The organism is Pontibacterium sp. (assembly GCF_041587635.1).
GTDB lineage: Bacteria > Pseudomonadota > Gammaproteobacteria > Pseudomonadales > Balneatricaceae > Pontibacterium.
In genome coordinates this window covers 1-14,188 of record NZ_JBFGYC010000008.1, presented here as the reverse complement: position 1 = coordinate 14,188, position 14,188 = coordinate 1, and the positions used below count along the sequence as shown (strand labels likewise).

The following is a 14,188-nucleotide window of genomic DNA, read 5'->3' as shown; positions in this document are numbered from 1 at the left end:
CATTTAGAACGCAGTTGGGTTCTGAGCTTTTTCGCGTGCCGATTCCCGGCCAATCAGTCCTTTCTGCAGCAGTTCTCCCAGACTCTGGTCCAGTGTTTTCATCCCGAAAGCTGCACCAGTCTGGATAGCAGAGTACATCTGCGCCACCTTATCTTCGCGGATCAGGTTACGGATCGCAGGTGTACCAATCATAATTTCATGTGCCGCCACACGGCCACCGCCACTTTTCTTCAACAACGTCTGAGCGATAACGCCTTGCAACGATTCCGACAGCATTGAACGCACCATCGATTTCTCCGCAGCGGGGAATACATCGATAATACGGTCGATGGTTTTTGCCGCTGAGGTAGTGTGCAGTGTACCAAAAACAAGGTGGCCCGTTTCGGCGGCGGTCAGTGCCAGACGAATTGTTTCCAGATCTCGCATCTCGCCGACCAGAATAATATCCGGATCTTCACGCAGGGCAGATCGTAGTGCGTTGGAAAAACCGTGGGTATCACGATGTACTTCACGCTGGTTGATCAGCGACTTCTTACTCTCGTGTACAAACTCAATCGGGTCTTCAATGGTCAGGATATGGTCTGAGCGGGTCTCATTGATGTAATCGATCATCGCCGCCAGCGTGGTACTTTTACCGGAACCGGTCGGCCCCGTAACCAGCACCAATCCCCGGTTTTTTTCGGACAGGTCACGAAACACACCGCCCATGCCCAGCTCTTCCATACCCAATACTTTACTTGGGATAGTACGGAATACAGCCGCTGCACCACGGTTCTGGTTAAACGCATTCACACGAAAACGCGCCAGCCCCGGAATCTCGAACGAGAAATCCACTTCCAGGTTTTCTTCGTACTCTTTTCGCTGTTTATCGTTCATGATTTCATACACCAGCGAATGGACCTCTTTGTGTTCCATTGCCGGCAATTTAATCCGCCGAACATCGCCGTCAACGCGGATCAGCGGCGGCATCCCAGCCGTCACATGTAGATCAGAAGCATTCTGCTGTACAGCAAATGACAAAAGTTCAGTAATATCCATAGTATGTGGTTTTCCAAGACCCCTTCAACGAAGTCACTAGTTCTAGCAGAATAGACGCAGCAAGCCAATCTGATAGGTTATTTACTCCATGCCCTGTATCAACAACAACCTGATTAAGGTTCAGCAGCAGATCCATGAAGCTGCAACCGCCACCGGTCGTGAACCGGCTGACATTACCCTGCTGGCGGTCAGTAAAACCCGCACTGCGGACGAACTGAAACAGGCCTACGACCACGGTCAACGCCACTTTGGCGAAAACTACCTGCAGGAGAGTCTGGAAAAGATAGACGCATTATCGGCATTAGACGACCTTTGCTGGCATTTTATTGGTCCGATTCAGTCCAACAAAACCCGACCGATTGCTGAAAGTTTTGATTGGGTTCATAGCGTCGACCGGATTAAAATTGCCCGTCGCCTGTCAGAACAGCGTCCCGAACACTTGCCTGCGCTGAACATCTGTCTCCAGATCAATATCAGCGGTGAAGAGAGTAAAGCAGGCTGCCTGCCGGAAAATGCAGCAGCACTGGTCGCAGAGATCGCCGCTCTGCCCCGCATTGAACTGCGCGGTTTGATGGCTATTCCACAGGCGACCGACGATCCAGAACAACAGCGTGAAGCGTTCCGCCGTATGCAGCAGTTGTTTACGGAGCTTAAACAAAACCATCCGACACTAGATACTTTATCTATGGGGATGTCCGGCGATATGGCGATGGCCATCGCTGAAGGCGCGACTATCGTGCGTATCGGCACCGCTATTTTTGGCGCACGTGATTACAGCAACAAGCAGAATTGAGGACAGACCTTTGAACAAACAACCTACTCTGGCGTTTATCGGTGCCGGCAACATGGCCCGCGCGATTATCGGTGGCCTGATCGACAACGGCTATCCGGCAGAACAGATCTGGGCAACCGAACCCACTACGGCCAAGCTGACCGATCTGGCGATTCAGGGCGTTAAGACCAGCGATAACAACAGTGAAGCCGTGGCCAGCGCCGATATTGTCGTGTTATCCGTAAAACCACAGATTCTGAAAAGCGTATGTGACGAGATTGTGGATGCGGTACAAACTCAGCAGCCGCTGATTATCTCGATCGCCGCGGGCATCATGTCGCCAACCATTGATCACTGGCTCGGCACCAGCAACGCGATTGTTCGCTGCATGCCAAACACCCCGGCATTGGTGCAGACCGGCGCAAGCGGTTTATATGCCAATACCTTTGTCAGCGACGAGCAACGCCAGCAGGCTGAAGAAATTCTGGCGGCGATCGGTATCGCCCTGTGGGTCGATGAAGAAAGCCAGCTGGATGCCGTGACTGCTGTATCCGGTTCAGGCCCTGCGTATTACTTCCTGATGATGGAAAGCATGATCGAAGCGGGCAAGAAATTGGGCCTGAGCGACGAAGTGGCGACCCGGCTAACGCTGCAAACCGCACTGGGTGCCGCCAAGATGGCCAGCAGCAGCGACGTTGATCCGGGTGAATTGCGTCGCCGCGTCACCTCTCCTAACGGAACCACCGAACAAGCGATTAAACGCTTTATCGATGGCGGCCTGCCAGAACTGGTAGATACCGCGCTGAAAGCCTGCAATGACCGCTCCGTCGAGCTGGCAAAAGAGCTTGATCAGTAAAAACTGCGGCTAAATCAGCCTTATACCGGTATGTTCGGAGTTCAACATCCCGGCGTAAGGCTCTATACTTCCAGCAATTATGTGCTCAAACCCAGCCGTATTACCGAGACAGGAAAAGAGATGGGACAGGAACCGTTAACGCTCATAATCTCCACCGTAGGTGGCCTTTACTTATTCATCGTTATTCTGCGTTTCTTGTTGCAGTTGGCTCGCGCCGATTACTACAACCCGATCTCGCAGGCGGTGGTTCGTCTCACTAACAAACCGCTGGTGCCATTCCAGAAGATGCTGCCCCGCACGGGTCGCTGGGATCTGTCCGCACTGATACTGGCCCTGCTGGTCAAATTTGCCACCCTTGCTCTGATCGTTATGATCAACGGCGGTGCTCTGCAGATACCAAGCATGTTGATCTTCTCTGCGATCACCGTGGTCGATACCGTGCTGATGGTGTACTTCTGGGCGGTATTGGCATCGGTGATCATCAGTTGGGTCGCACCGGGCAGTTATCATCCGGGACCACAACTGATCCAGCAGCTGACCGAACCGCTGATGGAGCTGGCACGCAAAGTAATTCCACCATTGGGTGGTCTGGACCTGTCACCGATTCTGATCTTTCTGGTGATTCAGATTATCCGTGGGCAGCTGGCGCCTTACGTCATTTAATGACGTTTTATCAGTGGCAAGAGGATGACCTGCTCCTGAGCTGCCACCTGCAGCCCAAAGCAGCAAAAGATGAGATTGTCGGATTACACGGTGACAATGTTAAAATCCGCATCACCGCACCGCCCATTGACGGGCGGGCCAATGCACATCTGATCAAATTTCTGGCGAAACAGTTTGGCGTGGCTAAACGCGATATCAGCATCATCAGCGGTGAACTGGGCCGCCAGAAACGGATCAGAATTGAACAACCGGCCAAGCTGCCGACTTTATTAAATATTGAGAAACGGACGTGAACTCAACCATGACACTTCTGGTACAACACAGCCTGCTGTTTTACGAGATGTGAAGCTCAACTGCACAACGGCTTTCTGTTTTCCGTTTTATTGTTGAGTATTGAGTGATGCCCGAAATTATTCCTGACGATTCGGTTGGTCTTGTCCAACCCGAAAAGATTCTGTTTAACCAACCCCTCGAACTGGCCTGCGGCCGCACCCTTGATCAATATCATCTGATGGTTGAAACCTATGGTGAGCTGAATGAGGCGCATTCCAACGCCATTCTGATCTGTCATGCCTTGTCTGGTAATCACCATGTGGCGGGGTACAACAGCATGGATGACCGTAAACCCGGCTGGTGGGATTCGGCGATTGGCCCCGGCAAACCGATCGATACCAATAAATTTTTTGTCATCGGCCTGAACAATCTGGGAGGCTGTCACGGTTCCAGCGGCCCGAATCAGACAAATCCCGATACTAACAAGCCTTATGGCCCTGACTTCCCGCTGATGACCGTCGCCGACTGGGTCAACAGTCAGGCACGCCTCGCCGACCATTTCGGTATCGAACAGTGGGCAGCGGTGATTGGTGGTAGTCTGGGTGGCATGCAGGCGTTGCAATGGGCCATTGATTATCCGGAACGCCTGCGCCACTGCATGGTCATTGCCGCCGCCCCGAAGTTATCCGCCCAGAACATCGCGTTTAATGAGGTCGCCCGTCAGGCCATCAGCAAAGACCCTCAGTTTCACAACGGTCATTATTACGAGCAGGATGAAGTGCCCAAGGTGGGACTGATGCTGGCACGTATGCTTGGCCATATTACCTACCTGTCCGACGACGGTATGCGCGACAAGTTTGGGCGTGAACTGCGGGAAGGCAAAATCAGCTTCGACTTTAACCCACAGTTTGAGGTGGAATCCTACCTGCGTTATCAGGGTGAGCGTTTTTCAACGGCGTTTGACGCCAATACCTACCTGCTGATGACCAAGGCACTGGACTATTACGACCCGGCTGCAGACTTCAACCATGACCTGCCCGCAGCACTCAAACGGGCACTGTGTAAGTTTATGGTGATCTCTTTCACCACGGACTGGCGCTTCTCTCCGGAACGTTCACGCGCGATCACCGATGCACTGGTAGAAGCGGGCAAACAGGTCAGCTACGCAGAGATCGACTCACCACAGGGGCATGATGCCTTCCTGATCCCCATTCCACGCTATATGGAGATCTTCAGGGCTTACATGAAACGGGTTGAAGCGGATATTCCACAGACTCCCGGGGAGACAGCCTGATGCGCGCCGATTTAGAAATCATCCGAAACTGGATCGAACCCGGTAGCCGTGTGCTGGACGTAGGCTGCGGTGACGGCGAACTGCTGCACCATCTGCAACAGCACAAAGAGGTGAGTGGTTACGGACTGGAAATTAACGCGGACAATATAACCGCGTGTATAGAAAATGGCGTGAACGTCATCGAAAAGGACATTGATACCGGCTTATCCAGTATCAAAAGTAACAGCTTTGATACGGTCGTGATGACACAGGCGTTGCAAGCGATGCATCGCCCGGATCAGATCGTTGACGAGCTGTTACGTATCGGAAAAGAGTGTATTGTCACCTTCCCGAACTTCGGGCATTGGCGGGCCCGTGGCTACCTGGCTTTTCGTGGGAAAATGCCGGTATCCAAGTTCCTGCCCTATACTTGGTATAACACGCCCAATATTCACTTCTGCACCTTCAAAGACTTTGAAAGTCTGTGTGTAGAGCGCAATATCTACATCATGGAACGCACAGTTGTGGATAATGAGCATCGCCACCGCTGGTGGATCCATCTCTGGCCCAACATGCTGGGCGAGATCGCAATCTACCGCATTACCCGATAAGAGGCTAAGCAGGTTATGAAAACAGGTTCTCATTTTTTGCAGCGCCTGCTGAGTACGGCAGCAATCAGTTTACTGTTTATGGCGCTTCCCGCGCAGGCCGCTCAGTTTGTCGCATACGGCGACTACGAAATCCACTACAACGCATTCAACAGCAGCTTTGTTGAGCCGGATATTGCTAAAACCTACGGGTTACAGCGAGGCAAACGCCGTGCGATGATTAATGTCTCCGTGCTTAAAAAAGAAGCCGATGGCAATAAAAAACCGATCTCCGCACTGATCTCCGGGTCTGCAGCTAACTTGCTACAACAGACTCAGCAGCTCGACTTCAAGAAGGTCGATGAAGGTAACGCCGTCTATTACATCGGTCAGTTTGGCTTTAGTGACGATATGCTGATGCGTATCTCTGTCACTGTGCAGCCTGATCCAAACCAACCCGCCTATGACCTGCAGTTTGAGCAACGCTTTTTCGCCGACTGACAGATTTAATCCACAATGACAGATACGCGCCTGCCGCCGGTAAGCGCGTACCTTTTGAACATCTCTCAACCACCGTATGGATCAGGCACGTCGATACTCGACGCGCACAGTGGTTCGTTTGAGACGTGACTTTTATTCTTATGAGGCTACAGATGATCAACAAAATTGTTCTCGCCAGCGGCAACAAAGGCAAACTGCGCGAATTCAATCAGGTTTTGGGACAGATGGATGTTGAGGTCGTGCCGCAATCTGACTTTAACGTTAGCGATGCAGACGAAACCGGCCTGAGTTTTGTTGAGAATGCGATCCTCAAAGCCCGTCACGCCGCACAGATCACCGGACTGCCCGCGCTGGCCGATGACTCCGGGCTCGAAGTGGACGCCCTTCAGGGTGCACCGGGTATCTATTCCGCCCGCTTTTCTGGTCCCGGTGCCAGCGATGCAGACAACAACGCCAAGCTGCTTGAATTGCTGAAAGATCTACCCGCGGAGAAACGTACTGCACGCTTTCGCTGCCTGCTCGTTTTCATGCGCCACGCCGAAGACCCAACCCCGCTGATCTGCCAGGGCACGTGGGAAGGTCAGATTCTGACCGAAGCCCGCGGTGACAACGGCTTTGGTTACGACCCTTTGTTCCTGATCCCTGAGCTGGATAAAGCCTCGGCCCAGCTGCCACCGGAAAAGAAAAATGTCCTGAGCCACCGCGGACAAGCGGTTGCTGAACTGATCAGTCGTATCAAACCTTACCTGCAGGTATAACGCCCGTCCTATGAGTATTGCACTGCCCCCTCTGAGTCTCTACATCCATATCCCATGGTGTGTCCAAAAGTGTCCATACTGTGACTTTAACTCGCATGCGGTACGTGAAGAGATTCCCGAAGAAGCCTATGTGGCAGCGCTGCTGGATGACTTAGAGCAGGAGCTAAAAGAGATCAGTATCCGGCCGTTGCAGAGTATCTTTATCGGCGGCGGCACCCCGAGCCTGTTTTCGGCCACGATGATCAACACACTGTTGAATCAGGTGGAACAGCGGATCAGCTTCGCCCGGGATATCGAGATCACGATGGAAGCCAACCCCGGCACATTCGAGCAGGAGAAGTTTCGGGGCTATCGGGAAGCGGGCGTCAACCGCCTGTCACTGGGTATCCAGAGCTTTGCCGATACGCAGCTGACGGCATTGGGGCGCATTCACAGCGGACAGGAAGCGATCAAAGCGGCTGGAGTGGCGCGCGAACTGTTCGACAATATGAATCTGGACCTGATGCACGGTCTGCCGGGCCAAAGCACCGAGCAAGCGTTACAGGACCTGCAAATTGCCGCGAGCCTGAAACCGGATCACATCTCCTGGTATCAGCTCACCATCGAGCCTAACACCGAGTTTCATGCCCGTCCGCCATCACTACCGGTGGATGAAACCTTGTGGGATATTCAGGAGCGTGGACAACTGTTTTTGGCTGAAGCCGGTTATACACAGTACGAGATTTCAGCTTATGCACAGGCTGGAAAACAAGCCCGGCATAACCTCAATTACTGGCAGTTTGGTGACTATATCGGCATTGGTGCCGGCGCTCACGGCAAGGTCACACAGGAAGATGGCGCCATCCTGCGCCGCTGGAAGCAGAAGCAACCCAAAGCCTACATGCAGGTGGATAAACGCTTAGGTGGCAGTGAAACACTTGAGGTCGATGCCTTGCCGTTTGAGTTCATGCTCAACGCCCTGCGTCTGACGGACGGTGTGGATAGCACGCTTTTTCCATCCCGTACCGGACTGGACCTGAGTACCTTGGACCCGATCACCGAGAAGGCCAGAAAGATGGGGCTGCTAGACACAGACCCATCACGTCTTGCACCTACCCAGCAGGGTCGTTTGTTCCTCAACAACCTGCTGGAGATGTTTCTCGACGACTAACCGTCACTGAGGATAAACGGAGTTACTGAGCCACCTGCCAGGCCACAACCCGGTTATCCATCATCATGGGGGCGTATAGGGTGTTACCCGACACGCCAATATCCGCTAATCCGGCACCGGGACTCAGCACTTTACGACGCTCTTTACCCTCCAGCACAAACAGCTCACCGCTGATCCAGTCGCTAACGTAGAGTGCATCGTTGATCGCAACAACACCGTCAAGATTGCCCAGCTGATATCCGGTGGGAACAGCTTTCAACGCAGGGTTGGAAATATCCATTTGATACAGCGTGCCGGGTTGATCGGTCGTAAAATCGCTGTGCATGGATATCCCCCAACCCGCCACCAACAACGAGCCCTGATGCCATAACACACCGTTCGGATGGGGCAGCTGATCAGAACTGAACCACAGCTCCAACGTGTCATCCTGAATACGATAAATACCACCCCCCGCCATATCAGAAATGTACACTGTGCCATCCGGGGCGGCCGTCACATCGTTCAGCATCTTGGCGTTCGCCGCTGTTAACTGCTTCACCGTCTCACCGGTTTTCAGGTCAACGATATGGAGACGCTGCATATCTGCCACGTACAGATAGCTTCCGGCAATCGCCATGCCCTTGGGTGCATCCATCCCTTTGGCCCACTGTTTCTTCAGCAAGTTTCCGTTCTGATCTGCCAGACTGATATAGCCTTTTCCGTTCAAGGCCATCGGCTGACCATTAATATTGCTGATAAACACCCGTCCGGTCTGATGCTCAATCACCACCGATTCGGGCTGATCCAGGTTTTCAATACTCCACTGTTCGGTACCCAGTCGATTCTCCGCGGTTGCGGCCATTAACGGAGAAGAAACAAGCGCGACACCCCCTGCGATCAATGCGCCCTGAGCCAAACGCTTTACCGAATGAATGACATCGTGTGTGTACTGGAACATGAGAAACTCCTTTTATTAATTTGGAGTAAGGTTATTATCCTGACCCATAAGCTCAATTATTTTCTATACGAGCATCGTTTTACGATACCCACACCGCACTAAGGGATGAATCCATGGAAAGTCAGCGTCAACGCTCCAGCCTGTTTGTCACACTCAAACAGATCCTCAAGGCCCAGGGGATTCAGTACAAACAGCTGGCAGAGATGATTGGTATGTCCGAACCAACGGTTAAGCGAATGTTTCAGGAGCAGGACTGCAAACTCAGCCGGTTAATGGAGATCTGCGACAAAATCGGTCTGAGTTTTTCGGAGTTGGCAGAGATCAATCGCTCCAGTGCCACACCTCATTCACTTTTACCGGTAGAGACAGAACGCAGACTGGCCAACGATCCGGCCCTGTTCTCGTTCTTTATCCTGCTAATCAGCCACTTTGATCCGGAAGAGATCGCCCGTCAGAACCGGTTAGATGATCTTGATAGCTACCAATACTTGCGCGCATTAGAGGCGCTGGAACTGATTCGGATTGGCAAAGACAATCGGGTCCACTTGCTGGTTCAACGCCCCATTCGATGGCGCTTAGACGGGCCATTACACCCAATGTTGGTGAGAGTAAACCGGGACTTTATTGAGGAGACGATGGACAAACAGAGTAAGCACAAATATCCCTTCTACTCGACCAGCCGACTGCTCAGCCCGCAGAGCATTAAACAACTTCAGGACGATGTGGATGCGGTGTATGAGAACTTTCAGAAGCAGGCAACATTAGATCAGCTGCATTACCCGGCAGAGCAGTTGCAGCCGTATAAGCTGGTGACCGCCATGGCCCCCTTTGACCTTAAACGGTACTTCTCAGTACCTAAGTTCAGTCATCGCTCATCGCGTAAAGGGTAACCGTGGAATGTCACCGATTTGAGGCATTAAGGGTCGGGGTTAAATCGTTACTCGCGTCTTCGCCAGTGCTTCGATCTCCGCCACTGCCGCAGGGATGTCACTCAGACAGGTAACCGTGCGTGTCGCGGGTACATGATCAGATTTTCCGTCCAGATTCACCCAGATCGACCATAATCCCACGTTGTTAGCACCTTCAATGTCATGCGCCGGATTATCACCAATGTGGATAACTTGCTCAGGGCGCAGACTGACATGATGCAGCATCTGCTCGAACATTAATGGATGCGGCTTCTCCTGACCCACCTGATCCGCACTGAACTGAAAATCAAACAGATCGCTCAATCCCACCTTGTGGATATTTGCGTTCCCATTGCTCAGGGCACCCAGTGTATAACCGCTCTGATGCAAATCCTTCAGCATCACCAGTGCATGCTCGAAGAATGTCACCTGCTGACGCGCTTCGTAAAAGACCTCAAAGGCCTGTAACGTCAGGGTTTCAGTCTCTTCCTCAGCATACCCGGCCAGACGCAAGCCATGCTCCAGCATTTTCAGGCGGATCTGAGTCACGCTATGGGCAATCTCAGGATGGCGTTCCAATACCTCCCGCCGCAGGCGTGGGAAGTCGCTCAGGCTATGGGTTTGCGTAAACGCGGCAGCATTCTGCTGTAACCATTCCAACAACGTATGGTTAGCCTGATCTACCACGGGGTTTACAGCCCAGAGTGTGTCATCGAGGTCGAACGTTATACATTTAATCATCTTTTTTATGGGCCCGTGGATGTGATTTTTCATACACATCCATCAAATGCTGAAAGTCTAAATGAGTATAGATCTGGGTGGTGGATATGTCAGAATGTCCCAGCAACTCCTGCACCGCCCTCAAGTCACCACTGGATTCCAGCATATGACTGGCAAAACTATGCCTTAATCGATGCGGGTACACTTGCCCTTCTACGCCAAGACGTTTGCCCCAATACTCCATACGCTGTTCGACACTGCGCACGCTGATACGGTTTCCCCGGTTGCTGACAAACAGCGCCGCTTGCGTATAAGGCGTGATCTGATCCCGGTATTTAAGCCAGCGGTCGATCGCTTTCAGCGCCTTGCCGCCAATCGGTAACATCCGGCTTTTCTGACCTTTACCGGTGACCACCAAGGAGGCATCGTGAAAATCCAGATCGCTCAGGTCCAGGCTGACCAGTTCAGAAACACGTAACCCTGACGAGTAGATCAGCTCCATCATCGCTTTGTCACGTGCCGACAAGGGATCATTCACTGGAATATCCAGCAAGCCGCTGATCTGATCCACATCCAGTGTTTGCGGTAATTTACGGGGAGATTTAGGCGCCTGAACGCCGAGTGCAGGATTTTGTTCGACCCACTGCTCTCGGGCAAGGAATTTGTAGAACGTGCGCGCAGCGGACAAGGCGCGCTGAATACTGGAACCCGACAGACCTTTACGATGCTGGCGCGCGGCAAACTGGCGCACGTGATTTGCATCCAGTGTGCTCCAGGCATCAATATGGCTCTCGGCCATAAAGGCTTGCAGCGCATCCAGATCACGCTGATAATTTTTCAGGGTATGTGCGGAGAGCTGCCGCTCAGTGGCCAGATAACGGAAAAACTCATCCAGCCAATGGCTTTCTGCGTTTGTCATCCGTGCTCTCCTGCATGTGGATTGTATTTACTGATCGAGCTGGTGCAACACGCGAGACAATACGCGACTCAACACTTCGCCGACATAACTCAGAAACACCGTTCCCTGACCGCTGTGGAAGTAACCCGCTTCGAAGCTACCAATCGCCAGCAAACCCAGCGACTCACCTTTGACCAATGGCACCACCGCCGCAGACTGCACACGGATCGCCATCTCATCAAAGATAAACGCATTCTGTTCACGGCTCAGTTGGCCACAGCTCGGTAGGTTACTGTCCACCAGCGGGGTGATCGGACCGAGCTGACGCGGATCCACGACCCGTAGATCATTGGTCACCAGTTCCTGCTGACTAAATAGCAGCAATGCCGTGGTATCGCCGTGGAAGTCATCACACAGGCTTTCCTGAATCGCGATGGCAATCTCGTCCAGCGTCATGCAATCCAGCAGGGACAGCACCATACGTTTGGTTTTATCGAACTGCAGATCGTTGTAACGCGCCGCTTCGATCAGATCGGACAGATGCTCATTGAGCTGTTGATTCTTTTCACGTAGCAAAGAGGTCTGTCGCTCCACCAGCGAAATTGCCCGACCACTTTCGTGAGGGACGTTCAATTTCGCCAGTAGGCCGGTATGCTGGCTGAAGAAATCAGGGTTATGCGCCAGAAACTCGGCGACATCTGCTTCGCTGACTGAATTACTCATCTCTACTGCAGCCTCTTCACTCATAGAAAGATCTGTCCTTCAAATACGGTCGTCGCAGGCCCGGTCATGATCACCGGCGCATCACCACCGGCCCAGCTGATATCCAGCTCGCCCCCGGTCAGCTGCGCTTTAACCGTGCTATCCAGCAAGCCACGCTGAATACCTGCCACGACGGCGGCACATGCACCGGTGCCACAGGCTTTGGTTTCACCCGCACCGCGTTCGTAAACGCGTAAGCGAATTTCGCTGCGCGAAACAATCTGCATAAAGCCAATATTAGCTTTCTGTGGGAAACGCGCGTGCGGCTCCAGTTGAGGCCCGAGGACTTCAACCGGCGCGGTATCGACATCATCCACCACCAACACACCGTGCGGATTCCCCATCGAGACCGCTGAGATCTCGTAGGTCTCGCCATCCACCTCGATAGGATAGGTTGCCGCAGCTGTATCCGCTTCAAACGGCACATCCGCAGGATTCAGACGCGGCGCGCCCATATCCACTTCAACCTGACGGTCTTCGCGGATTTTAAGCACTGCACGGCCATTGGCCGTTTCCACCGCAATCTCATCTTTGCCCGTCAGACGTTTATCACGCACAAACTTGGCAAAACAACGTGCGCCATTGCCGCAGTTCTCAACTTCGGAACCATCCGAGTTGTAAATACGGTAGCGGAAATCCACATCCGGCGTTGTCGGCGGTTCAACAATCAGCAGCTGATCAAACCCTACACCGAAATTACGATCACCCAGTTTGCGGACGATACTCGGGTTGAGTTTGATGCGCTGAGTCACCAGATCCAGCACCACAAAGTCATTTCCCAGACCGTGCATTTTGGTAAAACGTACCAACATGACAGCCTCCTTAGCGATGATCGCGCGGAATCAGTTTTTCACCGTGCATCAGGTCGGCAATCGATTCACGCTTACGGATCTGATGGAACTGATTGTCGTCAACCATCACCTCAGCCGCACGCGGACGTGTATTGTAGTTGGAGGCCATCGTGAAACCGTAGGCACCCGCGGAGCAGACTGCCAGCAGATCACCGGCTTCGATATTCAACTCGCGATCTTTACCCAGAAAATCACCGGTTTCGCACACAGGACCGACCAGATCCCAAGGCTTGGTCTCACCGTCTTCACGTACAGAGACCGGGATAATTTCCTGGTATGCGCTGTACAAAGAAGGACGGATCAGGTCGTTCATTGCCGCATCGATGATGGCGAAGTTCTTGTTACCGGTCGGTTTCAGAAATTCAACTTCCGTCACCAGAATACCGGCATTAGCCGCGATAGAACGACCCGGCTCAAAGATCAGACCCAGTTTGCGATCACCCAGACGCTCCAGAATCGCCGCGATGTATTCCTGCGGCTGCGGCGGCTGTTCGTCGGTGTAACACACACCCAAACCACCACCCAGATCCAGATGACGGATATGAATCCCCTCTTCTGCCAGACGATCTACCTGCACTAACAGACGATCAAGAGCATCCAGGAACGGATCAATTTCGGTCAGCTGGCTACCGATATGGCAATCCATACCGATCACATTGAGGTTTTCCAGTGCATTGGCCACTTTGTAGATACGTACGGCTTCGTCGATATCGACACCGAATTTGTTCTCTTTTAGCCCCGTGGAGATATACGGGTGAGTGCCCGCATCAACATCCGGATTCACACGCAGGGAGATCGGCGCAACTTTGCCCATCTCAGCAGCCACGGCGTTAATACGGCCCAGTTCAGCTTCAGACTCAACATTAAAGCAGTGAATACCCACTTCCAGCGCGCGAGCGATCTCTTCAGGTTTTTTGCCGACACCCGAAAAGACGATCTTGTCAGCAGAACCGCCCGCTTTCAGCGCACGCTCAAGCTCGCCCAAAGAGACGATATCAAAGCCTGCACCCATGCGGGCCAAAACGTTCAATACACCAATATTCGAGTTTGCCTTTACGGCATAACATACCAGTGCATCGCGACCGACCAACGCTTCAGCGTAGCTCTGGTAAGCACGCTCCAGCGCATCACGGGAATAGATATAAACCGGGGTTCCCAGTTCTTCGGCAATACGGGCGACCGGCACTTCTTCGCAGTGCAGGCGGCCATTACGGTATTCAAAGCTGTCCATCTACTGTCTC

The 14,188-nt window shown here is 52.8% G+C and carries 17 protein-coding genes; 10 read left to right on the top strand and 7 right to left on the bottom strand.

Annotation, left to right across the window (positions count from 1 at the left end; all coding sequences use genetic code 11):
* Positions 1-3: 3 nt before the first annotated feature.
* A complete protein-coding gene (locus ABYW01_RS01210; protein ID WP_372830718.1) occupies positions 4-1,038 on the bottom strand; it encodes a type IV pilus twitching motility protein PilT in 1,035 nt (344 codons plus the stop codon).
* An 88-nt stretch (positions 1,039-1,126) separates the two neighbouring features.
* On the opposite strand from ABYW01_RS01210, the gene ABYW01_RS01205 reads away from it, so the two are divergent.
* The 9 genes from ABYW01_RS01205 to hemW all read left to right on the top strand — a co-directional run bounded on the left by ABYW01_RS01205 (position 1,127) and on the right by hemW (position 7,871).
* A complete protein-coding gene (locus ABYW01_RS01205; protein WP_372830717.1) occupies positions 1,127-1,831 on the top strand; it encodes a YggS family pyridoxal phosphate-dependent enzyme in 705 nt (234 codons plus the stop codon).
* A gap of 10 nt (positions 1,832-1,841) precedes the next feature.
* Complete coding sequence (gene proC / locus ABYW01_RS01200; RefSeq protein WP_372830716.1) at positions 1,842-2,666, top strand: pyrroline-5-carboxylate reductase; 825 nt, start codon at positions 1,842-1,844, stop codon at positions 2,664-2,666.
* Positions 2,667-2,786: 120 nt separating this feature from the next.
* Positions 2,787-3,329 (top strand): YggT family protein, encoded by a 543-nt coding sequence (locus tag ABYW01_RS01195; protein WP_372830715.1) that lies wholly within the window; start codon positions 2,787-2,789, stop codon positions 3,327-3,329.
* The gene (locus tag ABYW01_RS01190; RefSeq protein ID WP_372830714.1) at positions 3,329-3,622 is read left to right on the top strand and encodes a DUF167 domain-containing protein; all 294 of its coding nucleotides are present in this window, start codon (positions 3,329-3,331) and stop codon (positions 3,620-3,622) included. The genes ABYW01_RS01195 and ABYW01_RS01190 overlap by 1 nt, the downstream gene beginning before the upstream one ends.
* 107 nt (positions 3,623-3,729) lie before the next feature.
* Entirely contained in the window at positions 3,730-4,896 is a 1,167-nt protein-coding gene (locus ABYW01_RS01185) for a homoserine O-acetyltransferase (RefSeq protein ID WP_372830713.1), read from the top strand.
* Positions 4,896-5,486 carry a methionine biosynthesis protein MetW gene (metW, locus tag ABYW01_RS01180; RefSeq protein WP_193951353.1) on the top strand — a complete coding sequence of 197 codons (591 nt, stop codon included), beginning with the start codon at positions 4,896-4,898 and terminating at the stop codon, positions 5,484-5,486. The genes ABYW01_RS01185 and metW overlap by 1 nt, the downstream gene beginning before the upstream one ends.
* A 15-nt stretch (positions 5,487-5,501) precedes the next feature.
* The gene (locus tag ABYW01_RS01175; protein WP_372830712.1) at positions 5,502-5,963 is read left to right on the top strand and encodes a DUF4426 domain-containing protein; all 462 of its coding nucleotides are present in this window, start codon (positions 5,502-5,504) and stop codon (positions 5,961-5,963) included.
* 152 nt (positions 5,964-6,115) lie between these two features.
* Positions 6,116-6,721, top strand: coding sequence for an RdgB/HAM1 family non-canonical purine NTP pyrophosphatase (rdgB, locus tag ABYW01_RS01170; protein WP_372830711.1), 606 nt, complete (start codon positions 6,116-6,118; stop codon positions 6,719-6,721).
* 10 nt (positions 6,722-6,731) lie between these two features.
* A complete protein-coding gene (gene hemW / locus ABYW01_RS01165; protein WP_372830710.1) occupies positions 6,732-7,871 on the top strand; it encodes a radical SAM family heme chaperone HemW in 1,140 nt (379 codons plus the stop codon).
* A gap of 22 nt (positions 7,872-7,893) precedes the next feature.
* Here the strand turns inward: hemW and ABYW01_RS01160 are convergent, their stop codons facing one another.
* A complete protein-coding gene (locus ABYW01_RS01160) occupies positions 7,894-8,808 on the bottom strand; it encodes an SMP-30/gluconolactonase/LRE family protein (protein WP_372830709.1) in 915 nt (304 codons plus the stop codon).
* Between the two features lie 113 nt (positions 8,809-8,921).
* On the opposite strand from ABYW01_RS01160, the gene ABYW01_RS01155 reads away from it, so the two are divergent.
* Positions 8,922-9,698 carry a helix-turn-helix domain-containing protein gene (locus ABYW01_RS01155; RefSeq protein ID WP_372830708.1) on the top strand — a complete coding sequence of 259 codons (777 nt, stop codon included), beginning with the start codon at positions 8,922-8,924 and terminating at the stop codon, positions 9,696-9,698.
* Between the two features lie 39 nt (positions 9,699-9,737).
* On the opposite strand, the gene ABYW01_RS01150 is transcribed toward ABYW01_RS01155, so the two are convergent.
* The 5 genes from ABYW01_RS01150 to lysA are packed head-to-tail and all read right to left on the bottom strand — an operon-like array spanning position 9,738 to position 14,178.
* The gene (locus ABYW01_RS01150; protein WP_372830707.1) at positions 9,738-10,457 is read right to left on the bottom strand and encodes an HAD family hydrolase; all 720 of its coding nucleotides are present in this window, start codon (positions 10,455-10,457) and stop codon (positions 9,738-9,740) included.
* The gene (gene xerC, locus ABYW01_RS01145) at positions 10,450-11,355 is read right to left on the bottom strand and encodes a tyrosine recombinase XerC (protein ID WP_372830706.1); all 906 of its coding nucleotides are present in this window, start codon (positions 11,353-11,355) and stop codon (positions 10,450-10,452) included. Before xerC ends, ABYW01_RS01150 begins: the two co-directional genes overlap by 8 nt.
* Positions 11,356-11,382: 27 nt before the next feature.
* The gene (locus tag ABYW01_RS01140; protein WP_372830705.1) at positions 11,383-12,081 is read right to left on the bottom strand and encodes a DUF484 family protein; all 699 of its coding nucleotides are present in this window, start codon (positions 12,079-12,081) and stop codon (positions 11,383-11,385) included.
* Positions 12,078-12,908 (bottom strand): diaminopimelate epimerase, encoded by an 831-nt coding sequence (dapF, locus tag ABYW01_RS01135; RefSeq protein ID WP_372830704.1) that lies wholly within the window; start codon positions 12,906-12,908, stop codon positions 12,078-12,080. Before dapF ends, ABYW01_RS01140 begins: the two co-directional genes overlap by 4 nt.
* A gap of 10 nt (positions 12,909-12,918) precedes the next feature.
* Positions 12,919-14,178 carry a diaminopimelate decarboxylase gene (gene lysA, locus ABYW01_RS01130; RefSeq protein WP_372830703.1) on the bottom strand — a complete coding sequence of 420 codons (1,260 nt, stop codon included), beginning with the start codon at positions 14,176-14,178 and terminating at the stop codon, positions 12,919-12,921.
* Positions 14,179-14,188: the final 10 nt, after the last annotated feature.

Coding starts and splice junctions, on each gene's coding strand:
- ABYW01_RS01210 (WP_372830718.1), bottom strand. CDS start 1,038: ATGGATATTACTGAACTTTTGTCATTTGCTGTACAGCAGAATGCTTCT.
- ABYW01_RS01205 (WP_372830717.1), top strand. CDS start 1,127: ATGCCCTGTATCAACAACAACCTGATTAAGGTTCAGCAGCAGATCCAT.
- ABYW01_RS01195 (WP_372830715.1), top strand. CDS start 2,787: ATGGGACAGGAACCGTTAACGCTCATAATCTCCACCGTAGGTGGCCTT.
- ABYW01_RS01190 (WP_372830714.1), top strand. CDS start 3,329: ATGACGTTTTATCAGTGGCAAGAGGATGACCTGCTCCTGAGCTGCCAC.
- ABYW01_RS01185 (WP_372830713.1), top strand. CDS start 3,730: ATGCCCGAAATTATTCCTGACGATTCGGTTGGTCTTGTCCAACCCGAA.
- metW (WP_193951353.1), top strand. CDS start 4,896: ATGCGCGCCGATTTAGAAATCATCCGAAACTGGATCGAACCCGGTAGC.
- ABYW01_RS01175 (WP_372830712.1), top strand. CDS start 5,502: ATGAAAACAGGTTCTCATTTTTTGCAGCGCCTGCTGAGTACGGCAGCA.
- rdgB (WP_372830711.1), top strand. CDS start 6,116: ATGATCAACAAAATTGTTCTCGCCAGCGGCAACAAAGGCAAACTGCGC.
- hemW (WP_372830710.1), top strand. CDS start 6,732: ATGAGTATTGCACTGCCCCCTCTGAGTCTCTACATCCATATCCCATGG.
- ABYW01_RS01160 (WP_372830709.1), bottom strand. CDS start 8,808: ATGTTCCAGTACACACACGATGTCATTCATTCGGTAAAGCGTTTGGCT.
- ABYW01_RS01155 (WP_372830708.1), top strand. CDS start 8,922: ATGGAAAGTCAGCGTCAACGCTCCAGCCTGTTTGTCACACTCAAACAG.
- ABYW01_RS01150 (WP_372830707.1), bottom strand. CDS start 10,457: ATGATTAAATGTATAACGTTCGACCTCGATGACACACTCTGGGCTGTA.
- xerC (WP_372830706.1), bottom strand. CDS start 11,355: ATGACAAACGCAGAAAGCCATTGGCTGGATGAGTTTTTCCGTTATCTG.
- ABYW01_RS01140 (WP_372830705.1), bottom strand. CDS start 12,081: ATGAGTGAAGAGGCTGCAGTAGAGATGAGTAATTCAGTCAGCGAAGCA.
- dapF (WP_372830704.1), bottom strand. CDS start 12,908: ATGTTGGTACGTTTTACCAAAATGCACGGTCTGGGAAATGACTTTGTG.
- lysA (WP_372830703.1), bottom strand. CDS start 14,178: ATGGACAGCTTTGAATACCGTAATGGCCGCCTGCACTGCGAAGAAGTG.